This is a genomic window from Erysipelatoclostridium sp. DFI.2.3 (assembly GCF_019132535.1).
Taxonomy (GTDB): domain Bacteria; phylum Bacillota_I; class Bacilli_A; order Erysipelotrichales; family Erysipelotrichaceae; genus Clostridium_AQ; species Clostridium_AQ innocuum.
Genome location: NZ_JAHOOJ010000008.1, coordinates 37,348 through 62,777 on the forward strand (window position 1 = coordinate 37,348; position 25,430 = coordinate 62,777).

Annotated in this window: 29 protein-coding genes and 1 other annotated feature; of the genes, 26 read left to right on the top strand and 3 right to left on the bottom strand. The window is 46.8% G+C overall.

Features of this window, described 5'->3' with window-relative positions; genetic code table 11:
* Positions 1-23: 23 nt before the first annotated feature.
* Together KSZ58_RS09520 and rpsT are read right to left on the bottom strand one after the other, a co-directional pair.
* Positions 24-1,151 (bottom strand): transglutaminase domain-containing protein, encoded by a 1,128-nt coding sequence (locus KSZ58_RS09520; RefSeq protein WP_009269161.1) that lies wholly within the window; start codon positions 1,149-1,151, stop codon positions 24-26.
* Positions 1,152-1,221: 70 nt separating this feature from the next.
* The gene (gene rpsT / locus KSZ58_RS09525; protein WP_008817313.1) at positions 1,222-1,488 is read right to left on the bottom strand and encodes a 30S ribosomal protein S20; all 267 of its coding nucleotides are present in this window, start codon (positions 1,486-1,488) and stop codon (positions 1,222-1,224) included.
* Between the two features lie 104 nt (positions 1,489-1,592).
* On the opposite strand from rpsT, the gene gpr reads away from it, so the two are divergent.
* The 4 genes from gpr (at position 1,593) to fmt (ending at position 4,835) form a co-directional block, all read left to right on the top strand.
* The gene (gpr, locus tag KSZ58_RS09530; protein WP_002608942.1) at positions 1,593-2,468 is read left to right on the top strand and encodes a GPR endopeptidase; all 876 of its coding nucleotides are present in this window, start codon (positions 1,593-1,595) and stop codon (positions 2,466-2,468) included.
* 80 nt (positions 2,469-2,548) lie between these two features.
* Positions 2,549-3,505 (top strand): stage II sporulation protein P, encoded by a 957-nt coding sequence (gene spoIIP / locus KSZ58_RS09535; protein ID WP_008817311.1) that lies wholly within the window; start codon positions 2,549-2,551, stop codon positions 3,503-3,505.
* A gap of 6 nt (positions 3,506-3,511) precedes the next feature.
* Positions 3,512-3,808 (top strand): hypothetical protein, encoded by a 297-nt coding sequence (locus tag KSZ58_RS09540; RefSeq protein ID WP_002608944.1) that lies wholly within the window; start codon positions 3,512-3,514, stop codon positions 3,806-3,808.
* A gap of 85 nt (positions 3,809-3,893) precedes the next feature.
* Positions 3,894-4,835, top strand: coding sequence for a methionyl-tRNA formyltransferase (fmt, locus tag KSZ58_RS09545; protein ID WP_021420804.1), 942 nt, complete (start codon positions 3,894-3,896; stop codon positions 4,833-4,835).
* A gap of 57 nt (positions 4,836-4,892) precedes the next feature.
* Here fmt and KSZ58_RS09550 read toward each other — a convergent pair whose 3' ends face one another.
* Entirely contained in the window at positions 4,893-5,105 is a 213-nt protein-coding gene (locus KSZ58_RS09550; RefSeq protein WP_008817309.1) for a helix-turn-helix transcriptional regulator, read from the bottom strand.
* A gap of 153 nt (positions 5,106-5,258) precedes the next feature.
* On the opposite strand from KSZ58_RS09550, the gene KSZ58_RS09555 reads away from it, so the two are divergent.
* From KSZ58_RS09555 to KSZ58_RS09660, 22 genes are all read left to right on the top strand, one after another.
* Complete coding sequence (locus KSZ58_RS09555; RefSeq protein WP_201259561.1) at positions 5,259-5,405, top strand: hypothetical protein; 147 nt, start codon at positions 5,259-5,261, stop codon at positions 5,403-5,405.
* 304 nt (positions 5,406-5,709) lie between these two features.
* A complete protein-coding gene (lepA, locus tag KSZ58_RS09560; protein ID WP_009269160.1) occupies positions 5,710-7,518 on the top strand; it encodes a translation elongation factor 4 in 1,809 nt (602 codons plus the stop codon).
* Between the two features lie 90 nt (positions 7,519-7,608).
* Complete coding sequence (locus tag KSZ58_RS09565; RefSeq protein WP_009269159.1) at positions 7,609-8,451, top strand: hypothetical protein; 843 nt, start codon at positions 7,609-7,611, stop codon at positions 8,449-8,451.
* A gap of 9 nt (positions 8,452-8,460) precedes the next feature.
* Positions 8,461-9,564, top strand: a complete 1,104-nt coding sequence (gene hemW / locus KSZ58_RS09570) for a radical SAM family heme chaperone HemW (protein WP_009269158.1) — start codon at positions 8,461-8,463, stop codon at positions 9,562-9,564.
* A complete protein-coding gene (locus tag KSZ58_RS09575) occupies positions 9,561-10,589 on the top strand; it encodes a DNA glycosylase AlkZ-like family protein (RefSeq protein ID WP_008817304.1) in 1,029 nt (342 codons plus the stop codon). Before hemW ends, KSZ58_RS09575 begins: the two co-directional genes overlap by 4 nt.
* 122 nt (positions 10,590-10,711) lie before the next feature.
* Positions 10,712-10,978: a 30S ribosomal protein S15 gene (gene rpsO / locus KSZ58_RS09580; RefSeq protein ID WP_002608951.1), complete on the top strand. Its 267-nt coding sequence runs from the start codon at positions 10,712-10,714 to the stop codon at positions 10,976-10,978.
* 88 nt (positions 10,979-11,066) lie between these two features.
* Positions 11,067-13,244: a polyribonucleotide nucleotidyltransferase gene (gene pnp, locus KSZ58_RS09585; protein WP_008817303.1), complete on the top strand. Its 2,178-nt coding sequence runs from the start codon at positions 11,067-11,069 to the stop codon at positions 13,242-13,244.
* Between the two features lie 194 nt (positions 13,245-13,438).
* Entirely contained in the window at positions 13,439-14,830 is a 1,392-nt protein-coding gene (gene pepV / locus KSZ58_RS09590) for a dipeptidase PepV (protein ID WP_009269157.1), read from the top strand.
* An 18-nt stretch (positions 14,831-14,848) separates the two neighbouring features.
* Positions 14,849-15,520: a tRNA (guanosine(46)-N7)-methyltransferase TrmB gene (gene trmB / locus KSZ58_RS09595; RefSeq protein WP_002608954.1), complete on the top strand. Its 672-nt coding sequence runs from the start codon at positions 14,849-14,851 to the stop codon at positions 15,518-15,520.
* Positions 15,521-15,548: 28 nt separating this feature from the next.
* Entirely contained in the window at positions 15,549-15,878 is a 330-nt protein-coding gene (locus tag KSZ58_RS09600) for a thioredoxin family protein (protein WP_002608955.1), read from the top strand.
* Between the two features lie 17 nt (positions 15,879-15,895).
* Positions 15,896-16,609: a hypothetical protein gene (locus KSZ58_RS09605; RefSeq protein WP_008817301.1), complete on the top strand. Its 714-nt coding sequence runs from the start codon at positions 15,896-15,898 to the stop codon at positions 16,607-16,609.
* A gap of 14 nt (positions 16,610-16,623) precedes the next feature.
* On the top strand, positions 16,624-17,928 hold the full coding sequence (gene murC / locus KSZ58_RS09610) for a UDP-N-acetylmuramate--L-alanine ligase (protein ID WP_009269156.1): 1,305 nt from the start codon (positions 16,624-16,626) through the stop codon (positions 17,926-17,928).
* Between the two features lie 50 nt (positions 17,929-17,978).
* On the top strand, positions 17,979-18,356 hold the full coding sequence (locus KSZ58_RS09615) for a hypothetical protein (RefSeq protein WP_008817300.1): 378 nt from the start codon (positions 17,979-17,981) through the stop codon (positions 18,354-18,356).
* Between the two features lie 2 nt (positions 18,357-18,358).
* Positions 18,359-18,910 carry a hypothetical protein gene (locus KSZ58_RS09620; protein WP_009269155.1) on the top strand — a complete coding sequence of 184 codons (552 nt, stop codon included), beginning with the start codon at positions 18,359-18,361 and terminating at the stop codon, positions 18,908-18,910.
* A 6-nt stretch (positions 18,911-18,916) separates the two neighbouring features.
* A complete protein-coding gene (locus KSZ58_RS09625) occupies positions 18,917-19,912 on the top strand; it encodes a LacI family DNA-binding transcriptional regulator (protein ID WP_217752690.1) in 996 nt (331 codons plus the stop codon).
* Positions 19,913-19,948: 36 nt separating this feature from the next.
* Positions 19,949-20,144: a binding site (T-box leader), on the top strand.
* Positions 20,145-20,183: 39 nt separating this feature from the next.
* Positions 20,184-21,416: a tyrosine--tRNA ligase gene (gene tyrS / locus KSZ58_RS09630; RefSeq protein ID WP_002608961.1), complete on the top strand. Its 1,233-nt coding sequence runs from the start codon at positions 20,184-20,186 to the stop codon at positions 21,414-21,416.
* A gap of 170 nt (positions 21,417-21,586) precedes the next feature.
* The gene (locus KSZ58_RS09635; protein ID WP_002608962.1) at positions 21,587-22,360 is read left to right on the top strand and encodes a hypothetical protein; all 774 of its coding nucleotides are present in this window, start codon (positions 21,587-21,589) and stop codon (positions 22,358-22,360) included.
* Positions 22,350-22,928 carry a dipicolinate synthase subunit B gene (locus KSZ58_RS09640; RefSeq protein WP_002608963.1) on the top strand — a complete coding sequence of 193 codons (579 nt, stop codon included), beginning with the start codon at positions 22,350-22,352 and terminating at the stop codon, positions 22,926-22,928. Before KSZ58_RS09635 ends, KSZ58_RS09640 begins: the two co-directional genes overlap by 11 nt.
* A gap of 3 nt (positions 22,929-22,931) precedes the next feature.
* Complete coding sequence (dapA, locus tag KSZ58_RS09645) at positions 22,932-23,798, top strand: 4-hydroxy-tetrahydrodipicolinate synthase (RefSeq protein WP_008817298.1); 867 nt, start codon at positions 22,932-22,934, stop codon at positions 23,796-23,798.
* 26 nt (positions 23,799-23,824) lie between these two features.
* The gene (locus KSZ58_RS09650) at positions 23,825-24,004 is read left to right on the top strand and encodes a sporulation protein Cse60 (RefSeq protein WP_008817297.1); all 180 of its coding nucleotides are present in this window, start codon (positions 23,825-23,827) and stop codon (positions 24,002-24,004) included.
* Between the two features lie 43 nt (positions 24,005-24,047).
* Positions 24,048-24,212 (top strand): DUF1540 domain-containing protein, encoded by a 165-nt coding sequence (locus KSZ58_RS09655; protein ID WP_002608966.1) that lies wholly within the window; start codon positions 24,048-24,050, stop codon positions 24,210-24,212.
* Between the two features lie 285 nt (positions 24,213-24,497).
* Complete coding sequence (locus KSZ58_RS09660) at positions 24,498-25,430, top strand: ABC transporter substrate-binding protein (RefSeq protein WP_008817296.1); 933 nt, start codon at positions 24,498-24,500, stop codon at positions 25,428-25,430.

Here is a 25,430-nt window from a genome sequence, read left to right on the forward strand (position 1 = left end):
GGTCACATTCGAAATCTTTTTCTTTACCAGTAATTCAGAAAGAAGCAGTAATTCTCATCCAGACTGTAATACTCAAATTCCTGCGGATTATAGCCTGCACTCTGGAAGAGGTCAAAGATATGCTGGGAGCGCAGCAGCTGCTTGACCTGCTCATATGTCTGCCTGCTGTCACACTTGATGGCCAGGCAGGGATCGGGATTGTTGATATTGGAGGCAATGATCGCGATGATCTGATTTTCATCATAGCCCTTCAGATACGCATCTCTTTGATAAAAGAAGCTGTCCTTATATGCAGCAGTCTGCTTGATTTCCTGCTGTGGGGCATAGATGTTTTCTACCTCCGCACTGGTCATTGCAAAATAGGCGTAGCGGTAATTGTTATAGCTTTTCTCAATCTTGATATCACCAAAGGTGGGGTCCAGATAATACCACTGCTTATCCATCTGCACCATATTGATGACATGATATTCCTCCGGGTTTTCAATGACCTGTACCAAAATAATCGCATTGGGGATATGCAGCTGATCCAGCAGATATTTGAAGCTTTTGGAATACCCGGCACAGACTGCCTTTTTATCCAGAAATACACTGAGCATATTCTGATTGTTTTCTTCCTTGTTTACATAATCACTGCGATCAATGATCCAGTCATACAGAAGCTTCACTCTTTCGTAATCAGTCTGCTTTGCTTCCGCTTTCTGTAATATCTCCTCAGCGACGGCATCCACCTGCTTTTGCAGGTTTGCTGTTTCCTCCTGATCGTATGCATAGGAGGGATACAGTGTTACACTTTCCTTATCATCGGATTCTTTGTAATTGTATTCGTAGTTCGACCAGAACAGCTCGGGATGATCGAAGGTAACGGCATCAAAGAGCTTCATGACATAGGGCATACTGCAATCCAGCAGTACAGAGGATTCATGATGCAGCAGAGCGCCGTACAGCCGGTCATAATCATCCTGCAGATTTTCATGCAGCAGGGAGCGCTGGTATTTGTAGCAGGTATCCTCATTGATTGCCTTGCTGTTTTGAATGGATGTCTGCTTCAATTCAACAGCAGGATCCTTCTGCTCTTTCTCTTCCGCCTTCTGCGTGGCACTGCAGCCGAACAAGATAAGGGAAGTCAGCAAGATTATGCCATAGCGTTTCATATAATCCTTCCTTTCCCATCTATACTATCATAGCATGAAATGAAAAAAAACAGAACCTCTGTCCTGTTTCTTATGCAGCAATAGCGTTGATTGCTTTAGCCAAACGTGATTTCTGTCTTGTTGCGTAGTTTTTGTGGTGAATACCCTTCGCAACAGCTTTATCTAATTTAGTACTTGCTTCGTTGTAAGCAGCAGCTGCGGCAGCTGCGTCTTTTGCGTCAACAGCAGCCAGAACTTTTTTGATGGAAGTTCTCAATGCAGATTTCTGAGCACTTACAGCCAAGTTTCTTTTGTTGTTGGTTTTTACACGTTTTTTCTGTGATTGGATCTGTGGCATGTTGCACCTCCTAGTTTTCAATTGCCAATAAATTATATCAAAAAGAATATGAAAATGCAATAATAAGGTGAAAAAAAACCATACTATGGAAGAGGTGTATAAAAATGGCAGAACCATATCAGATACGTAGTGATTTTGCGGATGAAATCATATCCGCAGATATCCAGTCAAAAACCTATGAGCATATCGAAAAAAAGAATGATTACATTCGCAGCAATTATATTAAGGTCCTTTGTGATGAAAATGAGCTGGGCAAGCATAAGGGGGATTATGTTTCCATTGAATGCCGTGATCTGGATGATCATGTCGTCCGGGAAAATATGATTGATGCAATTCAGGAGAATCTGCAGCATATGAGTGATAACATGCATGTGACGCTGAAAAAAATTCTTGTGGTTGGATTGGGAAACCGCTTCATTACCTCGGATGCACTGGGGCCGCAGGCGGCAAATGAAATCCTAGTGACCGCCCATCTGTATGAGCATGAGGACCCTGCCTATTTAAAGGGAACACGCAATGTTGCGGTGCTGCAGCCGGGTGTTATGGGACAGACCGGTCTGGAGTCGCTGTCCATTGTCCAAAGCGTTGCGCAAAGCTATCAGCCGGATCTGGTCATTGCCATAGATGCACTGGCTACCCGTAACATCGCCAGGATCAACCGCGTTGTTCAAATCAACAATACCGGTATTCAGCCGGGAAGCGGCGTTGGAAATCACCGGATGTCACTCTGTGAGAAAAGCCTGCATATTCCCGTTATCGCCATCGGTGTGGCAACGGTTACCAGCATCGGTGCCATCCTGCATGAAACCCTCGAGGTCAGCGGAGAGGAAAAGCAGCATATTCTGCAGAAGATACAGGACAGCAATTATCTGAATCTTGTCGTAACGCCAAAATCCATGGATGATGAATTGAAGCATCTGGTCTATATCGTTTCCGAAAGTCTGAATCGCTTCCTGCATCCCAACTATGAACAGCTGTAATGTCGGATTTTGTCATCCATAGTTTAACATGAAAGCACGCCCGGCCACATATGGTGGTAGAGAAGGGAGTGCTTTTTTCTATGAAATCTACATGTAAGCTTCTCGTTAAAGTATTCGTACTGATTGCCTTTCTCTATCTGACACCCTTTGCCAGCGGTTTGAAGCACTGCTTCCGCAATGCAGATGATCTTTTGAATAATTTTGTTTATAAGCAGAAGACGATCAACAGCTCCCTTTCACTGAAGGATTCCTTAAATGTATTGTCCTACAATTCCAATCTGACGATTCCCAAGGAGGACATCAGTGAGGTGGAAACGACACAGGATAATCCGAGTGTTGTGCCGAAGACGACAGACGAGCAAAAGGATACCTCGCAAAGCAAGGATGACGGTAAGAACAATAAGGCTGAAAGCAGTGACAAGAAAACGGAAGAAAAATCCGAGGATAAAAAAGTAAAGAGTACCGGAAAACGGGTATATATCTACGACACCCACCAGGATGAAAGCTATAAGGGTGGCAAAACGGTGCTGGATGCTGCGGCTATTCTGGCGCAGAAGCTGGAGGACCGCGGCATCAAGGTGGTTCTGGAAACCAATGATTTCATCCGTTACCGTGATACGCATGGACTGACGTATAATGAATCCTATGTAGTATCCTATAAATATCTAAACGAAGCGCTTGTGAATTACGGTGGCTTTGATATGTGTCTGGATCTGCATCGTGACAGCATTCCAAGGGAAGCGAGCTATATCAATATCGATGGTAAGAATTATGCCAAGGGGATGTTTGTTGTCGGTGGTCTTGGGAAAAATGCCAAGACGGCAACCAAGCTGTCCACGACATTAACTGACACGATCAATGCAAAGAAGAATGGTATCATGAAGGGGGTCATGACAAGGGAGGCCTATTATAATCAGGAGGTTGCCAAAAACATTGTATTGATGGAGCTTGGCGGTGATGTAAACACCTTCGAGGAGGTTTCAAACTCCCTGGATGTTATCGCAGACGGTATTCATGATGTACTGACAAAGGAGTGATTTTATATGAAGCGATTTCTGGCGGATGCCATTCTGATTTGTATTCTTGTATCGATCGGCTCCTATATCAATCAGCAGGGGTCAGATGATACGCGAAATCTCGTTCAGGAGCAGGTGGAGAGCTTTGAATCGGATGTTGCGCAGAATCGAGTTGTGAAAGCACAGAACGATCCGGTCGCATTAAAGGATATTGAGGAAAACCGCGCTTCCCAGCTTGCGAAGAGCAGCAGTGAGGCAATTGTATCCACAATGAAGGGATGTGTACAGATGTTTTCCGATGTATTCGATGGACTGTTGCATTAGCTGTCATACCCAAGAGGAAGACAGTTTGTTAAAGTAGATGCAAACGAACGCACAACATGTTATAATGCCTACTGAGGTGATTAGCTTGGATAATAAACAAATACGAGTTCTGTTCATGGGCACGCCGGAAATTGCCGTGTCTATGCTGGAACGGCTGTGGAGTGACGGCTATCGGATCATCGGTGTTGTCAGTCAGCCGGATAAAAAGGTAGGAAGAAAGCAGGTGCTGCAGATGCCGCCGGTAAAGCAGGCAGCTTTGGCACATGATATCCCTGTGTATCAGCCAATCCGAATACGGGATGATTATGAGGAACTGATGCAGCTGGATATCGATTTGATTGTAACCTGTGCATACGGGCAGTTCATCCCTTCGAAGCTGCTGGAGCATCCGACCTATGGCTCAGTCAATGTGCATGCATCGCTGCTGCCAAAGCTGAGAGGCGGAGCACCGATTCATAAGGCGGTCATCGAAGGGCATGCGGAAAGCGGTGTATCCATCATGCGCATGGTGAAGAAAATGGATGCCGGTGCTGTCATGGCGCAAAGTCATGTGACGATTGAAGATGAGGATACGATGGGGTCCTTGTATGATAAGCTGGCCGTTTCCGGTGCACAGCTGCTGAGTGAAAGCATTCCGAAAATCATTGACGGAAGTGCTGTCTTCGTGGAACAAAACGAAGCGGAAGCAACGTTTGCCTACACCATTCAAAAGGAAGAGGAGCATGTTGATTTCAGCAGAGATGTAGAAAGCGTCTATAATCATATCCGTGGTCTGATTCCTGCACCCTGTGCCTATGCGCTTGTAAATGGCAAAAAGCTGAAATTCCATAAGGTGCGCAGACTGAGCAAAAAGGGAAGTGCCGCCTGCGGAGAAATCATCGGTATGGTGGACGGCGGTTATGCGATTGCCTGTGCCGACGGACTGATTCTGGCAGATGAGCTGCAGCTGGAAGGAAAAGCGAAGATGGAGGCAAAGGTCTTCTTTAACGGCAGCGGGAAAAATCTGATTGGCTATATCGTGGACTAATGAAATAGAAAAAGAAGGTGTCCGATGGGATGCCTTCTTTTGTGGGTAATCACACTATTATTTAGCTGTTTTATTTTCTTCCCATTCCATAATCTGAAAGGGCTGAACCTTCAAAAAGGTGCAAACCTTATCTAGTGTCTCCGTCGTGACAATTTGATTGTTGCTCAATTTACTGATGGTGGCATTGGAAATTCCTGCGCCCTCCTTCAATTCAGTTTTGTTTATGTCTTTCCTGTTACAATAGTCCCAAAGCTTATAATAAGTAATCATATGCAATTCTCCGATAGAGATATGATAATATGATTCACTAATAACAGTTGTATATTCTTTGTTAACACGATAAAATAAATGTGATAGCAGAAAGTGATGGTAATGATGACAGATAAGTGTAGAGGCAATATCAGAGAAATGAATCGAGATTATATGAATAAAATAGAAGTATTGAATTTCTATGATGAATTGACAAACGACCAGAAACAGAGCTTTATGATGCTGATGGATACTCTGGGAGTACTTTGTGAAAAGCGAAGCAGAGAAGACGATATCTCGGTTCGTGAAAATATGTTGTAACATAACTGTATTGACGCCATTGCGTATTCTGTTGTTAGAAAAGCTATAAAACGAAGGGATGGGCTATGTTTCATATAACGGTTATGCTTTCTACATGGTTGCTGAACATAGAAAGGACCCGCCTCCTACAGCGGGTCCTTCTTTGTTAGATAAATTCTAACGTAAAAAGGCTCTCTCATCCTTTTCCACTAAACTTTAGCACTACTCGCTGAAAAGGTCAAGAGGAATTGCTTTCTACACACTAAATTTGCTTTCCATCCCACAACTTTCCTGTTATAATAGTCCTTGCGTTAGGAGTGAGAATATGGATCAGAAATACATAAGAAACTTTTCAATCATCGCCCATATTGATCATGGGAAATCAACTCTGGCCGATCGTATTCTTGAAATTACAGATACTGTTGAACAGCGGGAAATGAAGGAACAACTGCTGGATACCATGGATTTGGAACGGGAGCGTGGCATTACGATCAAGCTGAATGCCGTTCAGCTGAAATATAAAGCGGAGGATGGACAGGATTATATTTTCCATCTGATAGATACACCGGGACATGTCGATTTTACATATGAGGTATCCCGTTCGCTTGCGGCCTGTGAGGGAGCCGTTCTGGTCGTGGATGCGGCACAGGGCATCGAGGCACAGACACTGGCCAATGTATATCTGGCTTTGGATAATGATTTGGAAATCATTCCGGTGATCAATAAAATTGATCTTCCCAGTGCACAGCCGGATGTTGTGCGCAAGGAAATCGAAGATGTAATCGGACTGGATGCCAGCGATGCACCGCTCATATCGGCGAAAAACGGCTTGAACATCAAGGATGTGCTGGAAGCGGTCGTACGCAATGTGCCGGCACCGTCCGGAGATCCGCATGCACCGCTGCAGGCACTGGTGTTTGACTCATTGTATGATGCTTACCGTGGTGTTATTGCTTATGTTCGTGTTAAGGAAGGAACCCTGCGGGTTGGTGATCATATCCGGTTTATGGCCAGCGGGGCGGAATACGAAGTGCTGGAGGTAGGTATTCGCAATCCGAAGGAAGTCAAGAAGGATGTGCTGGAATGCGGCGAGGTAGGCTGGGTTTGCGGCTCTATTAAATCCATTAAGGATGTGCGTGTCGGAGATACCATCACCCATGCGGATCATGCCGCAAAAGAAGCGCTGTATGGATATCGGGAAATGAATCCGATGGTGTACTGCGGTTTATATCCGATTGATTCCAGTAAATACAACGATTTGCGGGATGCTTTGGAAAAGCTGCAGCTGAATGATGCCTCTTTGCAGTTTGAAGCAGAGACCTCACAGGCACTGGGCTTTGGATTTCGCTGCGGCTTTCTGGGGCTGCTGCATATGGATGTTATTCAGGAACGCATTGAGCGGGAATACCGCATTGATCTAATTGCGACTGCACCTTCCGTTGTCTATCATGCATATCTGACGGACGGCTCCGTACTGTCCATCGATAATCCATCCCTGCTTCCGGATGTGCAGAAAATCGATCATATTGAGGAACCGTTTGTACGTGCCAGCATTATGACACCGAATGATTATGTCGGGCCGATCATGGAGCTGTGTCAGCGCAAGCGTGGGAATTATAAGGATATGGTCTATATTGATGAGGGCCGTATGAATGTGATCTATGAACTGCCGCTGGGAGAAATTGTGTTTGATTTCTTCGATAAGCTGAAATCCTGCACGAAGGGATATGCGTCTTTGGATTATGAGCTGATCGGTTATCAGACGAATAAGCTTGCCAAGATGGACATTCTGTTAAACGGGGAAATCGTAGATGCCTTAAGCAGTATTGTACATCGGGAGTTTGCTTATCCAAGAGGACGTGCTATCTGTGAAAAGCTGAAGAAGCTGATCCCAAAGCAGCAGTTTGAAATTCCGATTCAGGCTGCGATCAATGGAAAGATCGTTGCACGTGCAGATATTAAATCCCTGCGTAAAAATGTGTTGGCGAAATGCTATGGCGGGGATATCTCCCGTAAGAAAAAGCTTTTAGAGAAGCAGAAGGAGGGAAAGAAGCGCATGAAGTCTGTCGGTAGTGTAGAGGTGCCGCAGGAAGCCTTCATGGCCGTGCTTTCCATGGATGATGATGACAAATAAACAGGTCGGAAATGATCTGTTTTTTTCTTCTTTTGTCGATTGCTACCAGCTGGTTGAAAATCCATGCTACACTGGTGGCGAGGTGAACATATGTTTGAAGAAACCAGGAAGTATACCGAGGAGGTCTATGTCAGCAAAGAGGAGCTGGCACAAAGGCTTGATTTAACAGGAGTTGTGCTGGATGCGGTATGGAAGCAGGTGGAGGATTACCGTGCACTGCTTCGCCGCAGCTTCTGCTTTGATGATCTGCATGCGGATATCGTTATGACAAGAGCCCTGTGTGCGAAGCTGCAGCAGACAACAGAGCTGCTGTATCGCTGTCCATTGCAGCGCCCCTTTTCTGCGACTGTTCAAAAAAGCATCCTGCTTGCAGGAAATTATCCGCATTGGCTGTATAAGGCAGGCGAGCTGTTGGCGCTTACACCGCTGCCGCATGGACTTGTGACATTTCTGGAGCAGGAGGAGGAGCCGCTGTTGCTGCGTATCTTTTTTCTATCCATGTTTACAGGAGAGAGCGCCTATCTGGACTGCCTGCTGGTACATGAGCGCTGTCATGCACCGTTTGCTTTAGCGATGGAGGAACAGCCAAACAGAAAAGCTGCAGGAGATCTGAGTGTACGCTTTCTGGCTTTTCTGGATGATATCCGCTTGCAAATCTCACGATCCATGCTATCATTAACGGAAATGGATGTCACCGCCTGTCAGACGATGCAGCTACAGGAGCTGCTGGAGCAGTATCCGATGCTCAGTGTACAGCAGCTGATGTTCTATGTCGATCATCGACAGCCATACCGCTATTACACCATACGGCAGTTTATGGAATATGCCGGCGTGTGTAATGAAACAGCGCGCTGTGCCATGGAGCTTCTGGTGAAGCAGCACTGCTATCAGCGGCGGAAAATCGGTAAAAAATACGTATATTATACGGTTTAGGAGGTTTGTATGAAAGCTGTTTATGTCCATGTGCCCTTTTGCAGAGATATCTGCGCCTATTGTGATTTTACCCGGTGCCGCTATCATGCGGGCCTTGCGGACCAGTGGCTGATTGCTGTGGAGCGGGAGCTGCAGGAAAAGCTTGCGCAGGTTTCGGTAGAAACAGTGTATATCGGAGGTGGAACCCCGAGTGCATTAAACAGCAGACAGCTGGAGCAGCTGCTGAAGCTGCTCGCCCCATATACGACACAGGTACAGGAATATACGGTGGAAGCGAATGTGGAATCACTGGATGAAGATAAAATGAAGCTGCTGAAGCGGTATGGGGTCAACCGTATTTCACTGGGCGTGCAATCTCTGCAGCCCGTCCTTCTGTCCATCATCGGGCGAAGGCATACAAGAGAAGAGGTGGTGGAGCGGATTCGGCAGCTGCACCAGTATGGTATTCATAATATATCCATTGATCTCATATATGGTCTTCCACAGCAGACGATGGAGATGTGGCAGGACGATTTGCAGGACATCGTACAGCATTTTCAGATATCTCATATTTCGCTGTATGCCCTTACCATCGAGGAGCATTCTCAGTTCGGGCGTGACGGTGTAGAGAATATCGATGCGGATGTGGAAACGGATATGTATCTGTATGCAGTGTCCTATCTGAAAAAGCATGGCTTTATACAATATGAAATCAGCAATTTCGCAAAGCCGAACGCAGCATCCCTGCACAATCAGATGTACTGGAACTATGAGGATTTCTGTGGAATCGGATGCGGTGCCAGCGGAAAGAGCGGACATATCCGCTATGATAACACCCGCAATCTGCATACCTATCTGCAAAAGGGCAGCTGTCCGGATATCATTGAGCTGAGCAGACAGGATGAAATGTTTGAGATGCTGATGATGGCGCTAAGGATGAAGAAGGGGATGAGCCTCTCTCTGTTTCGGGAACGCTTTGCGGCTGATTTTGAAACAATCTATTCTGCACCGCTTCAAAAGAATATCGCAAATGGCATGCTGCAAGTGAAGGACGATCATGTTCGTACAACGGAAGAGGGCATGCTGCTGCTCCATGATGTACTTGTTGATTTTTTATCGGAGGAAACGTTATGAAGGAAGCGGAACGCAAACGAAAAATACTCTATCATCAGCATCTGACCTCACGCTGTGATGCACAAACAGCTGCACGGGATGTATTGGCGCTGCAGGCGCAGTTTCTGCGGCATGCACAAATGTCACTGCGCCTCAGAACAAGGGATGATTCATGGAAGCAATGGGTCAAGCAGAGTGTGAAAACACGCGCCTTTCGCGGAACGCTGCATCTGCTGGATGCGGAAGACCGCCTGCTGATCACCTCGGCTCTGTGGAAGGATTATGAGCATCGCAAGTACTATATGGCCCGCTATTATACACCGCAGGAGGAACAGCTTTTCTGCAATGCGATCCTTGATCTGCTGCAGCAGGGCATCTGCGGACGCCGTGAAATTTATACAAGGCTGGTTGCGATGGGGCTGGATGAAAAGCTGTGTGAGCTGGCCTGCTCCAGCTGGGACGGCCTGTTTGCTGTCCTGAATATTCAGGGAAAGGTGATGTTTCAGCATGCGGCATCACGGGAATTTGCCTATGCTCCGATATCACTGCGAAGCGATCTGGATGCCTGCCGCAAAGAGCTTGTATACCGGTATCTGAAGGGCTATGGTCCGGTAACGCTGCGGGATGCCTGTTATTTCTTCGGCTGGAAAAAGAAAGAGCTGGAGGCTGTATTGCAAAAGATCCATAATGTACAGATGAGTGATTGCAGTGGATCTGCCGTGTATGAGCTTCCTGAGGAAATCGACGCCTATCCCCGTATCCCCACCGCCGTGTTTCTCAGTGGCTTTGATCCGCTGATGCTGGGCTATGAAAAGCATGAAAACCCGTTTTTGCCGCAGCGCCATCTGCGCAGGGTGTTCAATCTGCAGGGAATCGTATATCCCTGCTTCCTGTATAAGGGAAATGTTGCAGGACGCTGGAAGCTGGAAAAGGAAACCCTGCAGCTACAGTCGTTTGAGGACTTTGATGCTCTGCAGAGGCAGCAGGTTGAAAAAGCAGCAAAACGACTGCTTCAGCCTGCACGAATCATATGGGCGGATTTCTAAAAAATGCTTGCATCCAAGCAGTAACTGTGCTATGATAGCAAAGGTTTTATACTTGGTCTACGCGCAATATTCCTCAGCGGTTCACTCAGTATGGAACGAATAAGAAAACAGGAGGAAAGAACATGTTATTAAAAAGCGAAAAACAGGCGATTATGAAAGAGTATGCACGTTTCGAAGGAGACACAGGCTCTCCGGAGGTACAGGTAGCTGTATTGACTTACAGAATCAACCAGCTGACGGAGCACTTCAAGGAGCACAAGCACGATTACCACTCTCAGCGTGGTCTGATGAAGATGGTTGGTCGTCGTAGAAACCTGCTGGCATACCTGAAGAATAAAGATCTGAACCGTTACAAGGAACTGATTTCTCGTTTAGGACTGCGGAAGTAGTAAAAAAGCTCGAAAAGAGCTTTTTTTCTTTTATTGGCTTTTAAAATATGATATCATGGTAAAGATAAGAAAAATAGAGGTGAAGAACGTGGCGAAACAGGTATTTCGTTTAGATTTCTGTGGGCGTGGGCTCACAGTGGAAACTGGTGAAGTGGCAAAACAGGCAGGTGGAGCTGTCCTGGTCAGATATGATGACACCGTTGTATTATCAACAGCTACAGCCAGCAAGCAGGCGAAGGAAGGCATTGATTTCTTTCCGCTGACCGTTTTATTTGAAGAAAAGCTGTATTCAGTTGGTAAGATTCCCGGTGGATTTTTACGCAGAGAGGGAAGACCGAGCGAGCATGCGACGCTGACGGCCCGTATGATTGACCGTCCGATCCGTCCGTTGTTTGCGGACGGCTTCCGCAATGAGGTACAGGTTGTGAATACGGTATTATCCGTAGATCAGGACTGTACACCGGAAATGACCGCAATGTTTGGGGCATCCCTGGCACTGTGCGTTTCCGACATCCCGTTCAACGGTCCGATTGCCGGTGTAATGGTAGGACGCGTGGATGGCGAATACATCATCAACCCGACTCCGGAGCAGCTGGAGAAGAGTGATATCAACCTGACGGTTGCCGGTACAAAGTATGCCGTAAATATGGTAGAGTCCGGTGCGAAGGAAGTTAGCGAGGAAGCAATGCTGGGTGCTATCATGTTCGGTCATGAGCACATTAAGCAGCTGGTTGCCTTCCAGGAGGAAATCGCAGCAGCCGTTGGAAAAGAAAAGATGGAGGTTAAGCTGTATACCGTGGACGAGGACATCGACCGCGAGGTACGTGCACAGTTTGAACAGGCAATCCGTGATGCGGTATCCATCGAAAAGAAGCTGGAACGCTATGGCAAAATTGACGAGCTGACAGAGGAAGCTGTCGCTGTTTTTGATGCTAAGGAATATGAAAACGAAGCCGCAAAGGCAAAGGTGCTCAAGCAGGTAAAACAGATCTGCCACAGTATTGAGGCAGACGAGGTGCGCCGCTTGATCATTGAAGATAAAGTGCGTCCGGACGGTCGTAAGGTTGATGAAATCCGTCCGCTGGATTCCCAGGTTGACATCCTGCCAAGAGCACACGGCAGTGCGCTGTTTACCCGTGGGGAAACACAGGTGTTAAGCGTTACGACGCTGGGACCGATGAATGACAATCAGATCATTGATGATTTAACGGAAGTGGAAACAAAACGCTTCATGCATCACTATAACTTCCCGCCGTATTCCGTAGGGGAAACAGGACGTATGGGAAGCCCCGGCCGTCGTGAGATCGGTCATGGTGCACTGGGTGAGCGTGCACTGTCCCAGGTACTGCCGAGTGTTGAGGATTTCCCTTACACAATCCGTACGGTTGCCGAGGTAACCGAATCCAACGGTTCCTCCTCTCAGGCATCCATCTGTGCCGGAACCATGTCTTTGATGGCAGCCGGTGTTCCAATCAAGGCGCCGGTGGCTGGTATTGCCATGGGTCTGATCATGGATGAGGAAAATGGAAAGTATACCGTACTGACGGATATTCAGGGTATGGAGGATCACTTCGGTGATATGGACTTTAAGGTTGCCGGTACAAGCAAGGGTATCACGGCACTGCAGATGGATATCAAGGTGACAGGAATCACCAGAGAAGTATTTGAAGAAGCTCTGGCGCAGGCGAAGGTTGCCCGTGCGCAGATTCTGGAAAATATGATGGCAGCCATCAGCGAACCGAGAGAAGATGTCGGAACCTATGCTCCGAAGATCGAGCAGTTCTATATCGACCCGGAAAAGATTCGTGAGGTTATCGGGCCAAACGGCAAGATGATCAACAAGATCATTGAGGCGAGCGATGATGTTAAAATCGATATTGAGGACGACGGACATGTGGTCATTTACCATATGGATCGTGCGGCAATCAATCATGCAGCGGATATGATCCGTGACATCGTACGGGAAGCCAAGGTCGGCGATATTTATGAGGGCAAGGTTGTCCGTATTGAAAAATTCGGTGCCTTTGTTAATCTGTTCCCGGGGACGGATGGACTGCTGCACATTTCCAAAATCAATCATGAGCGTGTCAACAAGGTGGAGGATGTATTAAACATCGGGGATACCGTTCGTGTCAAGGTTACGGAAATCGATGACCGCGGCCGTGTGAATGTCAGCGCCAAGGCACTGCTTCCTAGACCAAGAACGGAAAAGAAGGAAGAGGATGCGAAGCCTGCAGCTGCTGCGGAGGATAACAAAGAAGCATAAAATCATTACGGAGGCAATCCAGACGGACTGCCTCTTTTCTTTTAAAATCACGAACGGTTTTTTCATACCTTGACCTTTTTAAACTGTTGGAATTTTTCTGGATTGCGGCGCTCGAAACTTTTATGAAAATTTATGAAAATAATCATAGGTATTCACATTCCTTTGTGGTAGAATATATGCATGAGGTGAATCGAATGAACTGGTTAACGGAATTGGAAACGTACAAGGATGCGTTTATCCAAGACCTGAGAGGTCTGATTGCCATTCCTTCTGTGCGGGATGACAAAACAAAGACAGCCAATGCACCGTTTGGGGCAGGCTGTAGAAAAGCACTGGATTATATGCTGGAACTTGGGAAAAGAGAAGGCTTTCAGATAAAGGATTACGACGGCTATGCCGGTATGATTGCATATGGGGAAGGGGAAGAAAGCGTCGGTGTGCTGGTGCATTTGGACATTGTGCCGATCGGTGAAGGCTGGAGCAGAGATCCCTTTGGCGGTGACATCGTGAACGGCTACATGTTCGGACGCGGAACACTGGATGATAAAGGCCCTGCCATGGCTGGCTTTTATGCGCTTAAAATGCTGAAGGATAAGGGAATCAAGCTGAACCGCAAGGTCATGCTGATTCTGGGCTGTGATGAAGAAAGCGGCATGGAGTGCATGAATTACTATACAAAGCATGGTGAGCTTCCTACCCTGGGCTTTACACCGGATGCGGATTTCCCGGTTATCTATGGAGAAAAGGGCGGCTTGCATGTGGAACTGAGCGGAACGTGTGATACCGTAATTACAAGTATGCATGCGGGAGAGCGCAGCAATATCGTAATCGGACAGGCAAGTGCCCAGGTTAGGGACTGGAAGGAAGAATATCTGGATGCCTTTCTGTACTATTTACGGGCCTTTGATTTAAAAGGAAGCGTGGAAACTCTGGACAATGAGAGTGCTGTTCTGCATATGGAAGGGGTCTTTGCACATGCGGCTATGCCATACAACGGCGTAAATGCGGCACTGCATCTGTTAAACTTCATTGGCTGTACCTATGGTGATAAATTTGCACACGATACCTATACCATGCTGAAGGACTGGCAGGGAAAACCGCTGGGCATCGATATAGATGGTGCCTACATGGGCTTTTTGACCATGAATACCGGTATTGTAAACATTGAACATAACGAGGCAAGCATTGTCATTGACATCCGCTATCCAAACGATGCAGATCCAAAGCGCATCATGAAGGGCTTTACCGATACGGCGAAGAAGCTTGATTACGCACTGGATGTAACGCTGAAGAAAAACACGAAGCCGCTGTTTGTGGATCCGGATTCAAAGCTGGTCCAGACCTTGAGCAGTGTCTATCGGGATTACACCCATGATACCTTTACGCCGAATATGACAATCGGCGGTGGAACATATGCAAAGAAATTTGATAATTTTGTAGCATTTGGTCCAGAATTACCAAATAGGGAGCAGCCAAAGGATATGTTTATCGGCGGCTGCCACCAGAAGGATGAGGCAATACGGGTGGAAGATTTGTTAAGAGCGGTTGCCATCTATACCGCTGCCGTAGAGCAGCTTGCGAAATAATATGAGGAGTAAACGAATATGAGAATGCGAAAACTGCCCTGGGCCCAGGATTTTCTGAAAGAGCAGGAGGTTGTGGTTCCCGATGCGTCGGCACTTGCCGGAGCCTGGAAGCAGACCCTGAAGCGAGCAGAGCTGCATGTGGAAATCGGGACCGGCAAAGGGGATTACTGGGTGCAGATGGCACAGAAGTATCCGGATATTGCATGGGTCGGCGTTGAAAAAAACATCAATGTGGCTGCCCTGGCTGTACGCAAGTATACCCAGCTGGAACAGCAGCCGGACAACATGCTGTATATTCAGGGAGATGCCGAGGTGATCGACACCTGGTTTGCACAGGGAGAGGTCGATGTGATCCATTTGAATTTTTCCGATCCCTGGCCGAAAAAGCGCGCCCATAAAAAGCGCTTGTCCAATCATGCCTTCATTGCGCGCTATGCACACATTCTGAAGCCGGATGGCGAAATTCAGATGAAAACGGACAACAGTGCTCTGTTTGAATATTCGCTCATGGAATTTCAGGAGGAGGGCTGGCGGCTGAAGGAAGTCAGCGTTGACTATCGCCGCGAGGAGCATGCAGAGGATGTCATAACGGAATACGAACGGCGTTTTCTGGAAAAGGGACAACCGATCTATCGGGCGGTTTTTGTGAAGAACGGTAAGGAAAAGGATGCACCTTTCCCTGAGAAATAGGATAGAATACTAAAAAAGGAGCGATACGATGAAAGAATATATGACTGCAATACATTCCATGGAGGAATTTCAGGAGGCTGCCGCTAAAGGCGGTGTCAGCGTTTTTACATTTTCTGCGAACTGGTGTCCGGACTGCCGCTTTATTGAGCCGTTTATGCCGAAGCTGGTAGAGGCATTCAGCGACTACACGTTTTATTATGTGGACCGCGATGAAAATATCGATATCTGTCAGGCACTGATGGTAATGGGGATTCCAAGCTTTGTTGCCTACAAGGACGGTAAGGAAAGCGGCCGCTTTGTTTCCAAGCTGAGAAAAACTGAAAAAGAGATCAACGACTTTCTGGCTGCCCAGAAATAGCGAAAGGACGATGATGTATGTCAGTATTTAAAAAACTTGCAGGCCTTCTGTTTGAAGAAGCGGATGCCGAGGTTCTGGCAGAGGATGAACTGGAACCGATTGAAATCAAGGAAAAGCCAAAGAAAGCAACGGCTTCTCCTGTCGTAGAGGAAGAAAAAACGCATGTGCAGATGGAGTCTTATTTCAATCCGCATGCAGCCGCAGCGAAGGAGCCGAAAAAGGAAGAAAAGAAGTTTGTGACCATTGATCTGGAGGAAAAGCCGAAGGAAAAGGAAGCAATCGTTTTGAGTGAGGAGCCGCTGCGTGTGAAGAAGCCTGTGAAGCGCGAGGAGAAAAAGGAGTTTGAGTTTTCTCCAGTCATATCTCCGATTTTCGGTTCCAGTGAAGAGGAAAGCAAGCCGAAAAAGAAAAGTGCAGCCCCACTGCCGCAGCGCTCAAAGAAAAAAAATCCTTTAGGAACCATTATCTCACCATACTACGGTGTCGGCGAGCTGGAGGAATTTGAGGCAAAGGCACAGGAAAAAATCGAAGAAAAAGAAAAGCTGAAAAAGGAAGAGCTTCCACAGCAGGAGGTTGAAAAATACGACCTGGAGGAAGAAATCAACAGCGTTCCGCTTGAGGATATGATCGAGAAAACACCAGGTGAGGACGGCGATGATCTGATGCAGATTTCTCTGTTTGGAGAATCTACACCGATCAGCAGCGTTGATGATGCAAGCGATAAAGAGTAAAAGAGGTGTTTCTTATGCATTATCATTTCATTGGAATCAAAGGGAGCGGGATGGCATCTCTTGCGACGATCGTTGCAGATCGCGGAGATGAGGTCAGCGGTTCCGATATTGAAAAATATATATTTACCCAGCAGCCACTGGAGGAGCGTCATATTCCGATTACGTCATTTTCCGCTGATAATATTCATGAGGGAGATACCGTGATTATCGGAAATGCTTTTAATGAATCCAATCCGGAGGTGAAAAAAGCCCTGGCTATGGATACTGTGAAAACCTACTGGTATCATGAGTTCCTCGGCAGTCTTGCGAAGGAATACACATCGATATCCGTAGCGGGTACACATGGCAAAACGACAACGACCGGCATGCTTTCCCACGTAATGAGTCTGGCGGCGCCAACCGGTTATCTGATTGGTGATGGAACCGGCGAAATGCCGAAGGACAGCCGTTATTTTGTGCTGGAATCCTGTGAGTATCAGCGTCATTTTCTGGCATATAAGCCGGAATATGCCATCATTACCAATATCGAGCTGGATCATGTCGATTATTATAAGGACATGGAGGACTACTGCGACGCATTTGAAGCCTTTGCGAATCAGATTCAAAAGGGTGTCGTGCTCTTCGGAGACGATGCGGCTGTGCGCTCCCTGCATGTGAAAACAGAACATTTATATTACGGCTTAAAGGATCACAACGATGTGCAGGCGGTGCATGTGAAGCAACATGAGGACGGCATGCAGTTTGATGTGCTGTATCGCAAGAAGCTGTTTGCGCATTTTGATCTGCCCTTTGTCGGTAAGCCACTGCTGTGGAACAGTCTGGGCGTTATCGCTATCGGTATCATGGAGGGACTGGGCGGGGAATTGCTGCAGGAGGGTCTGCAAAGCTTTCCCGGTGTAAAACGCAGGTTTACAATTGAAGAAAACGGGGATAATGTATATATCGATGATTATGCACATCACCCCACTGCAGTGAAATATATGATCGAGGCGGCACGCATCAAGTATCCGGGGAAGAAGGTAATTGCCCTGTTCAAGCCGGATCGCTATTCCCGTATCTATTATTTCATGGATCGCTTTGCGGAAGAGCTGAATCAGGCGGATGAAGTGTATCTGTGTCATTTTCCGGAGAATGCCGCAAGAGAAGACGGTATTGATATCACGATTTCGGACCTTGCGGATAAATGTGAGAAGGCGACTGTCATCAATGAGGATGAGGAAGCGGCAAGAATGCTTGCACAGCGCGGTCCGGCCGTATATCTGTTTATGAGCAGCAAGGATATATACAAATTAAAAAATATTGTAAAAACTTTTCAATAGAAGTTGAAAAAACTTACAAATTGTTTTAGAATAAATAAAGAGGTGTTTCTATGGGTTTAGATCAATTATTGGAATTAACAAGCAGTGTCGCCAGCAAGGCATTGCCGATCTGTGGTGTTGTTGTGCTTATTTTCCTCGCTGTTTTTGTAAAGCATCTGATTGTACTGCTGAAAAATGCGAATGATGCCGTTGTGAAAATGTCAAAGACGCTGGAAACGACAAACCGGCAATTAGAAACACTGGACAAGCCGCTGAATACGCTGAATGAGCTGAGTGAAACGGTAGATTGTGTTCATGAGGCGAGCAAGCATGCGGTACGTTCCACTCTGGTAGCTGTCATAGAGAATTTTTCTTCCATCAAGGACTGGGTGTTTGCCGGTATGAAGAAGGAAGACGATCGTGATGAAGAGGATGGAGTGAGTGAATAATCATGGATAACGAACGAGAAAAAGAAGTCGAAGATCTGGAACAGAAGGCGAAGTTCACCATTATCACCATGGAATGTGACGATGATGATGAAAACGGTCGTTCAAAGAAAATTCTGGATGATGCTGCCATACAGCTACAGCGCCTTTTTCAGGAAATGCGTGACTGGCTGCGTGAGCATGCGGATTCCATGGAAGTGAACGAGCGAATGGAACGTTTGAAACTAGAGACACAGAAGCTGCTTGCGTCAACACATGATCGTCTGCAGCGCTTTTCACAGCGGGAGGGTGTACAGGCAGGCAGTAAAAAGGTTGCCGCGGCTGCAGATAAGCTTGCAGGCTATGTACAGGAAGGCATACAGGAGGTTCGTCAGAACGAATATGTACGCCGATCCGTTCATGCTGTAGCGGATACGGTGGATACCATTCGCAATGACGAGCAGGTGAAAAAAGGCGTAAGAAAGCTGAAAAAAGGAACACTGAAAGCGGCGGAGGCTGCATTTCAGGGATTGAAGCGTGTCTTGGACACAGATGAAGACGACAGTCGGAAGGGATAACAGGTTATGAAAAGAATTACGATTTATGATGTAGCAAAGGAAGCCGATGTATCTCTGGCAACAGTATCCCGTGTAATCAACGGTTCAGAGGTCGTGCGTGAGGATACCCGTATCAAGGTACAGGAAGCCATTGAAAAGCTGGGCTACAAGCCGAATGCAATCGCACAGGGACTGGCATTGCAGAAAACCACAACGATTGCGCTGATTGTTCCGGAGGCAAGCTATTTCTATACCGGACAGATCATCAATGGTCTGATCGATGTGGCAAAAATATATAAATACAACATCATGCTGCATACCACAACCGAGGGTATCACGGAAATGAACGATATCATTGAAAATATCATCAAATCCCGTGTGGACGGTGTTGTGATTTTCAATGACAAGCTGAATAAGGAAGAATTGAACCAGCTGACCAGATATCAGGTACCGATCGTTGTCATCGGTAATAAGATGAGTGATGATACCGTGGGAAGCGTCTACGTGGATTATGCGAACCTTGTATATGAATATGCAAGCGGCTGCATTAAGCAGGGCAAGAAAAATATCGCACTGGTGGAGGATCGCAAGAATCCGCAGATGATCAAGCAGCTGCTGGACGGCTTAAACAGAGCATTTGAAGAGCAGGGGATGAAATTTGAAAGCTTTATTCAGATTCCAAAGGAATACCGTTCCTCCTATCTGTTCCTGAAGGAATACATGAAGCAGGGAATCCGCCATGATGTCGTGATTACCTATCGTGATTCCCAGGCGATGGCCGTGATGAATACCGCAAAGGAAGCAGGTATCAGTATTCCGGATGAAATGGAATTGATCTGTATTCTGGACAGCAAATGCAATGCAATGGCACGTCCGCAGATTTCCGGATTTAAGATTCCGGATTATGATTTAGGAGCTGTGGCAATGCGTCTGTTGACAAAGATGCTGCACGATGAAAACGAAGTTACCGATAAGGAAATCGAGCTGAGCTACATCTACACACCGAGAAAATCTACAAAATAGGATTGACAATTTTTACAATAACAGATATCCTGAATAAGGAAAGCGTTGATAAGAAAAGAGCTTGGGGACGATCCCTTCAGAGAGCGGCTGGCTGGTGAAAAGCTGCGGGATGCCTTGAGAAATACACCTTGGAGCTGTCTACTGCAAAGGTAGACCGGACTGCCCCGTTATGGCATTGAGTGCTTCTGTAAAGAAGAACTAAGGTGGTACCACGCTATGTTGCGTCCTTGGATGACAGGGACGTTTTTTTATTTCAGAAAGGAAGACGATGATGAAATTATTTGATGAATTGAAATACCGCGGACTGATCAATGATGTGACAAGTCCACAGCTGGAAGAGAAACTGAACAACGGAGGACTGACCTTCTATATCGGAACCGATCCGACCGGTGATTCCCTGCATATCGGACACTACTCCTCTTTGCTGTGTGCAAAACGGTTAAAGGAGCATGGGCACCACCCAATCATGCTGGTTGGAGGCGCAACCGGATTTATCGGTGATCCGAAGGCAAGCGGTGAACGCAATATGCTGACAAAGGAAGTGCTGGAGCACAATTACCAGTGTCTGAGCAAGCAGATTGAAGCGCTGTTCGGCTTTGAAATGGTCAATAATCTGGATTGGACAAAGGATATTTCCGTGATTGATTTCCTGCGGGATTATGGAAAATACTTCAATGTCAACTACATGATCAACAAGGAAACGGTAAAACGCCGTCTGGATGCCGGTATCAGCTATACGGAATTCTCCTACATGATTTTACAGGCACTGGACTTTTTACATCTGTATGAGGATAAGGGGTGTACACTGCAGCTTGGCGGACAGGATCAGTGGGGAAATATCACAAGCGGTCTGGAGCTGATTCGCAAGAAGCATGGTGCGGATGTGGAGTGCTATGGACTGACGATGCCGCTGATTACCAAGGCTGACGGTACGAAATTTGGAAAGAGTGAGTCCGGTACGGTATGGCTGGATAAACATAAAACAAGTGCGTATGAAATGTATCAGTTCCTCGTAAATTCCGAGGATGAAAAGGTAATTGATTACCTGAAGAAGCTGACTTTCCTGAGCAAGGAGGAAATCGACGCACTGGAGGAAAAGGTGAAAACCGAGCCGCATTTCAGAGAGGCACAGAAAACACTGGCGAAAGAGGTCGTTACCTTCCTGCATGGGGAGGAGGAATACAACAAGGCGTTAAAAATCACCAACGCGCTGTTTAAGGGAAATATCAAGGAGCTGGATGCAGGAGAGCTGCAGGATGCTTTGAAGGGCTTTGAAGCCGCGGAAATTGCTGATGAGCTGACTCTGACGGATACACTGGTGCAGGCCGGTATTGCAAGCAGCAAGCGGGAAGCCAGAGAATGGATCAATCAGGGCTCTATTCAGATCAATGGGGATAAGGTGAAGGATGTGGAGTTTATCGTATCCTCTAAAAATGCCATCTCGAAGGGACGTACACTGATCAAAAAGGGAAAACGGAATTATTTTGTGATTTCACAGAAATAGAGCAGAGAAAAGAAGATAGCAGACTGCAGTACGAAGAATCTATTGCAGTCTGCTTTTTTTGTGAAGCCTTGATGAATTGCGACACGAAATTCCTTCTATTTCCATGCGCAAACGGCTTTCCTAATGGCAAAAGCCTGTTTGCGACATACAATGGCGTAAGGAGGGATAGTGTGAAGATTGCAGTGATATGCAGTGATGAAAGAATGATACAGGTATATGACAATCTGTCCAGGGACTTTATGGTAGATCGTCTGGATGCACAAACGGATTTCCTGAATCTGCCACAGTATCAGGCAGTGGTCTTCCCGGTAAAGGGCGTCGATGAGTTTGGATATGTCCGCATACAGGAGCAGGCGATTCACATACCGCACGCCTTTTACGAAATGCAGGGTAAGGATTGTCTGTTGTTTTGCGGAATTCGAAATGCAGTGCTGGATGCTCTGCCGCAGCGAAAAATCTATTACATGCTGGAGGAGAGCGTGATTCATGAAAATGCGGTATTGACGGCTGAGGGTGTGCTGAATGAGCTGATCAGCTGTATCTGTAAGAGCATTTACGATATACAGGTCGATATTGTCGGATATGGTCATTGCGGACAGGTGATTTATGACATGCTGAAGAATTTGCATGTCCGTGTTCGCATCATACGAAGGGATTGTAAAAAGGAGGGGGACTTTCTGCCGGTTCGTGATTGGGAAACCTGCGGTGATGTTATCATCCATACGGCAACGGGTGTCATGATTGCACCATCCAGAATGCGCAGCTGGAAAAACAAGCCGGTCATCATCGATATATCCACACCGGATCTGATTGATCTCAAGGCGGCACATGAGGAAGGTATTACCGTGATCAAGGCGGGAAATCTGCCGGGACGCTTTGCCTGCATCAGTGCAGGAAATATTATCGCGGAATGTATAAGGGGGAAACTGAACAATGGAAAATAAACGCATTCTGTTCGGTATCTGCGGCTCTTTCTGTAACCATGCGGCAGTTCTCGAGCAGCTGACAGCACTGTGTGAGCGCAACGATGTGACGGCTGTCGTCAGTGAAAATGTATATACGTGCTCCACCCGTTTTTTCGATAAGGACGTATTCCTGGGAAAAGTAAAGGATGTGACAAAACACGACATCATCCATACAATCGTGGAAGCAGAGAAAGTTGGGCCGGCAAACGCATATGATATAATGGTGATTGCACCCATGACAGCCACTGTTGCAGCAAAGATGGCACATGGTATTTACGATCATCCGGTTACACTGTCTGCAAAGGCCATGATTCGCAATCAGAGGAATATCGTATTCGGCATCGCGACGAATGACGGTCTGGGAATCAGCGGGGTGAATATCTTTTCTCTGATCAATATGAAGCATTTTTATATCATACCGTTTCGACAGGATGCCCCTTTTTCCAAGGAGCGAAGCATTGTGTCCGACTGGGAGCTGATGGAGCAGACGATGGATCAGGCCTTAAACGACAGACAGCTGCAGCCAATCTTACTGGGAGGCAGATAAACTATGAAAAAACTGATGGTTGCTTTGGTTACACCGTTTACCAGGGATAACAAAGTGGACTACAAATCGATGGACCGCATCCTTCACCGGCTTTTGAAGGAGGGGTGCGACGGCTTCATCGTGTGCGGGACAACGGCAGAAACACCGACACTCTCTCATAACGAGAAGCTTTCCATTCTTCGCCATGTAATCAAACGCGTGAAGCATCGCGCAGAGATATGGTATGGCTGCGGCAGCAATGATACAGCTGCGACGATTCTGGCATGCAGGGAGGCGCAGAAGGAGGCAATTGACGGTGTATTGCTTGTAACGCCGTATTACAGCAAGCCGAATGCTGCCGGGCTGTATGCACACTTTGATGCACTTGCTTCTGCTGTGGATACCAATATTATGCTGTATAACGTGCCGGCAAGAACCGGGGTGGAGCTTACCTATGAAACAATCCATGCCCTGCTTGAGAAGCATAAGAACATAACGGCATTAAAGCAGGCCTGTTCCAATCTGGATATGGTGCGCAGACTGAAGCAGCAGCATCCGGATTTTCTGATTTACAGTGGAGAGGACGGCTTCTTTGATGAGGGCTTTGATGCCGGAATGGATGGACTTGTCTCTGTTATGGGACATGTATGTATGAAGGAGCTTCGTACCTTTTGTGATGATGAACGCGTCGATAACCGGCTGCGCCGGAGGCTCTATGAGCTGGCAGCCTTGACATTTACGGAAGCATCCCCGGCACCGGTGAAATACATGCTGCATCTGCAGGATGAGTGTGAAAATATCCTGCGGCTGCCAATGGTTGCCGTCAGTGAAGCAGCGGAAAACAGAATTCAGGAGTATTTCACGAAATATCGACACCGATTGGAGGATTGAGCTGATAGGATGAAATCGGTGATACAATGGTACAAATCAAGGTGTTTGATGAGGAGCATGAGGATGATTTAACAGAGGTGGTCAATGCCTGGCTTCAGGAGCATGCGGATATCCGTCTGATGGATATCAAGTTTTCAACAGCCGTGAGTGATTTTGAAGAGGAACAGATTTACTGCTTCAGTGCGATGGTAATTTTCAGCACATAGATTTCAGACAATGGTTCATACTAACAGCGTGGAGGTGTAAACCATGCAGAAGAAAACCGAAATTTTATGCAGCGTACACAATTGTGTTTATAACAAGGATGCATGCTGTAACGCAGAAACCATCAGCGTATGCTGTGATAACTGTGTTCATCCAAATGATTGTCACGAAACGGAATGCAAATCCTTCCGCTGCAGATGTACAAAATAAAACAGTCCCCGGGGCTGTTTTATTTTCGTTGTTTAATATGAGGTGCTATGGGTATGGTCATGTATCGTACACCGGACACTGTTTAAATGACATACGCATACCCATACGCAGTCGATTCGTATTCGCATACATATCGAAAAGAGCCTGCACCATCTTATCCGGCTGCATGGCAGCGGTTGGCTGTTAAAATATGGAAAGCGGGTGAAATGCTTGCAGGAACAGGAGCGATTTGCTATAATGGCACACGTAAGTTAGAATAAGCTAACAGAATGAAGGAGGACATCTATGAAAAAGACAATCGGGATGCTTTGTATGCTTCTTGTGACACTTGGCTTTGTGAGCGGGTGCCAAGGCAGACAGGAGGCATCTTCAAGCGATAAAACAATAACGGTAAGGGATGCGAAGGGAGAGGTGGAAATTCCGGCAGAGCCGAAGCGTATCGTTGATCTAAGCGGAAACAGTGATATTTTATCTCTGCTAGGATATTCCGTTGCCGGTACGGCAAATTCGGATGCCTATGATTATACCCAATTGCCAACCTATCTTCAGGAGCCGTTACAGGGTGCGAAAATTCTTGGCTACAGTATGCAGGATACCATGGACATCGAGGGTATCCTGGAACTGCATCCGGATTTGATCATTATCTCCGGTGTGCAGGAAAAAATGTATGAGCAGCTGAAAAAAATTGCGCCGACGCTTATGGTGGAGCTGGCACAGACAGACTGGCGGCAGGATGTGAATACCTTTGCCCGTATGATGCAGCAGGAGGACCGTGCTGCATCATGGCTGAAGAGCTATGATGAAAAAGCGAAGAAGGCTGGAGCTGCCGTACGCAAGGCGAATGGTGAGGATACCACCTATCTGGCGCTGCTGGCAAGCGGGGGACAGCTGTTTGTATTTGATGCAGCCGGTATCGGAAGTGTTCTCTATGAAGATATGGGCCTGAAGAAGCCTGCCAATATGCCGCGGCAGGATTCCATCAGTCTTCCCGTTATTTCCTATGAGGGACTGGCGGATCTGGATGCCGATCATCTTATCGTTGTCGGTACGGATGCTGATATGAAGGCCCTGAAAAAGAATAGCATCTATAAATCAATGCAGGCAGTGAAAAACAACAGGGTGCTTGAACTGCCGTCGAGTCCGTATTTCAATATCGGATACAGCAGTATCGGAAGAGACGTGTTTCTGGATGAGGTTCAAAGCCTGCTGGTAAAGTAA

Bases quoted from the DNA above. Each gene is read 5' to 3' on its own strand.
- KSZ58_RS09520 (WP_009269161.1), bottom strand. From the start codon at position 1,151: ATGAAACGCTATGGCATAATCTTGCTGACTTCCCTTATCTTGTTCGGC.
- rpsT (WP_008817313.1), bottom strand. From the start codon at position 1,488: ATGCCACAGATCCAATCACAGAAAAAACGTGTAAAAACCAACAACAAA.
- gpr (WP_002608942.1), top strand. From the start codon at position 1,593: ATGGCAGAACCATATCAGATACGTAGTGATTTTGCGGATGAAATCATA.
- spoIIP (WP_008817311.1), top strand. From the start codon at position 2,549: ATGAAATCTACATGTAAGCTTCTCGTTAAAGTATTCGTACTGATTGCC.
- KSZ58_RS09540 (WP_002608944.1), top strand. From the start codon at position 3,512: ATGAAGCGATTTCTGGCGGATGCCATTCTGATTTGTATTCTTGTATCG.
- KSZ58_RS09550 (WP_008817309.1), bottom strand. From the start codon at position 5,105: ATGATTACTTATTATAAGCTTTGGGACTATTGTAACAGGAAAGACATA.
- KSZ58_RS09555 (WP_201259561.1), top strand. From the start codon at position 5,259: ATGAATAAAATAGAAGTATTGAATTTCTATGATGAATTGACAAACGAC.
- lepA (WP_009269160.1), top strand. From the start codon at position 5,710: ATGGATCAGAAATACATAAGAAACTTTTCAATCATCGCCCATATTGAT.
- KSZ58_RS09565 (WP_009269159.1), top strand. From the start codon at position 7,609: ATGTTTGAAGAAACCAGGAAGTATACCGAGGAGGTCTATGTCAGCAAA.
- hemW (WP_009269158.1), top strand. From the start codon at position 8,461: ATGAAAGCTGTTTATGTCCATGTGCCCTTTTGCAGAGATATCTGCGCC.
- KSZ58_RS09575 (WP_008817304.1), top strand. From the start codon at position 9,561: ATGAAGGAAGCGGAACGCAAACGAAAAATACTCTATCATCAGCATCTG.
- rpsO (WP_002608951.1), top strand. From the start codon at position 10,712: ATGTTATTAAAAAGCGAAAAACAGGCGATTATGAAAGAGTATGCACGT.
- pepV (WP_009269157.1), top strand. From the start codon at position 13,439: ATGAACTGGTTAACGGAATTGGAAACGTACAAGGATGCGTTTATCCAA.
- trmB (WP_002608954.1), top strand. From the start codon at position 14,849: ATGAGAATGCGAAAACTGCCCTGGGCCCAGGATTTTCTGAAAGAGCAG.
- KSZ58_RS09600 (WP_002608955.1), top strand. From the start codon at position 15,549: ATGAAAGAATATATGACTGCAATACATTCCATGGAGGAATTTCAGGAG.
- KSZ58_RS09605 (WP_008817301.1), top strand. From the start codon at position 15,896: ATGTCAGTATTTAAAAAACTTGCAGGCCTTCTGTTTGAAGAAGCGGAT.
- murC (WP_009269156.1), top strand. From the start codon at position 16,624: ATGCATTATCATTTCATTGGAATCAAAGGGAGCGGGATGGCATCTCTT.
- KSZ58_RS09615 (WP_008817300.1), top strand. From the start codon at position 17,979: ATGGGTTTAGATCAATTATTGGAATTAACAAGCAGTGTCGCCAGCAAG.
- KSZ58_RS09620 (WP_009269155.1), top strand. From the start codon at position 18,359: ATGGATAACGAACGAGAAAAAGAAGTCGAAGATCTGGAACAGAAGGCG.
- KSZ58_RS09625 (WP_217752690.1), top strand. From the start codon at position 18,917: ATGAAAAGAATTACGATTTATGATGTAGCAAAGGAAGCCGATGTATCT.
- tyrS (WP_002608961.1), top strand. From the start codon at position 20,184: ATGAAATTATTTGATGAATTGAAATACCGCGGACTGATCAATGATGTG.
- KSZ58_RS09640 (WP_002608963.1), top strand. From the start codon at position 22,350: ATGGAAAATAAACGCATTCTGTTCGGTATCTGCGGCTCTTTCTGTAAC.
- dapA (WP_008817298.1), top strand. From the start codon at position 22,932: ATGAAAAAACTGATGGTTGCTTTGGTTACACCGTTTACCAGGGATAAC.
- KSZ58_RS09650 (WP_008817297.1), top strand. From the start codon at position 23,825: ATGGTACAAATCAAGGTGTTTGATGAGGAGCATGAGGATGATTTAACA.
- KSZ58_RS09655 (WP_002608966.1), top strand. From the start codon at position 24,048: ATGCAGAAGAAAACCGAAATTTTATGCAGCGTACACAATTGTGTTTAT.
- KSZ58_RS09660 (WP_008817296.1), top strand. From the start codon at position 24,498: ATGAAAAAGACAATCGGGATGCTTTGTATGCTTCTTGTGACACTTGGC.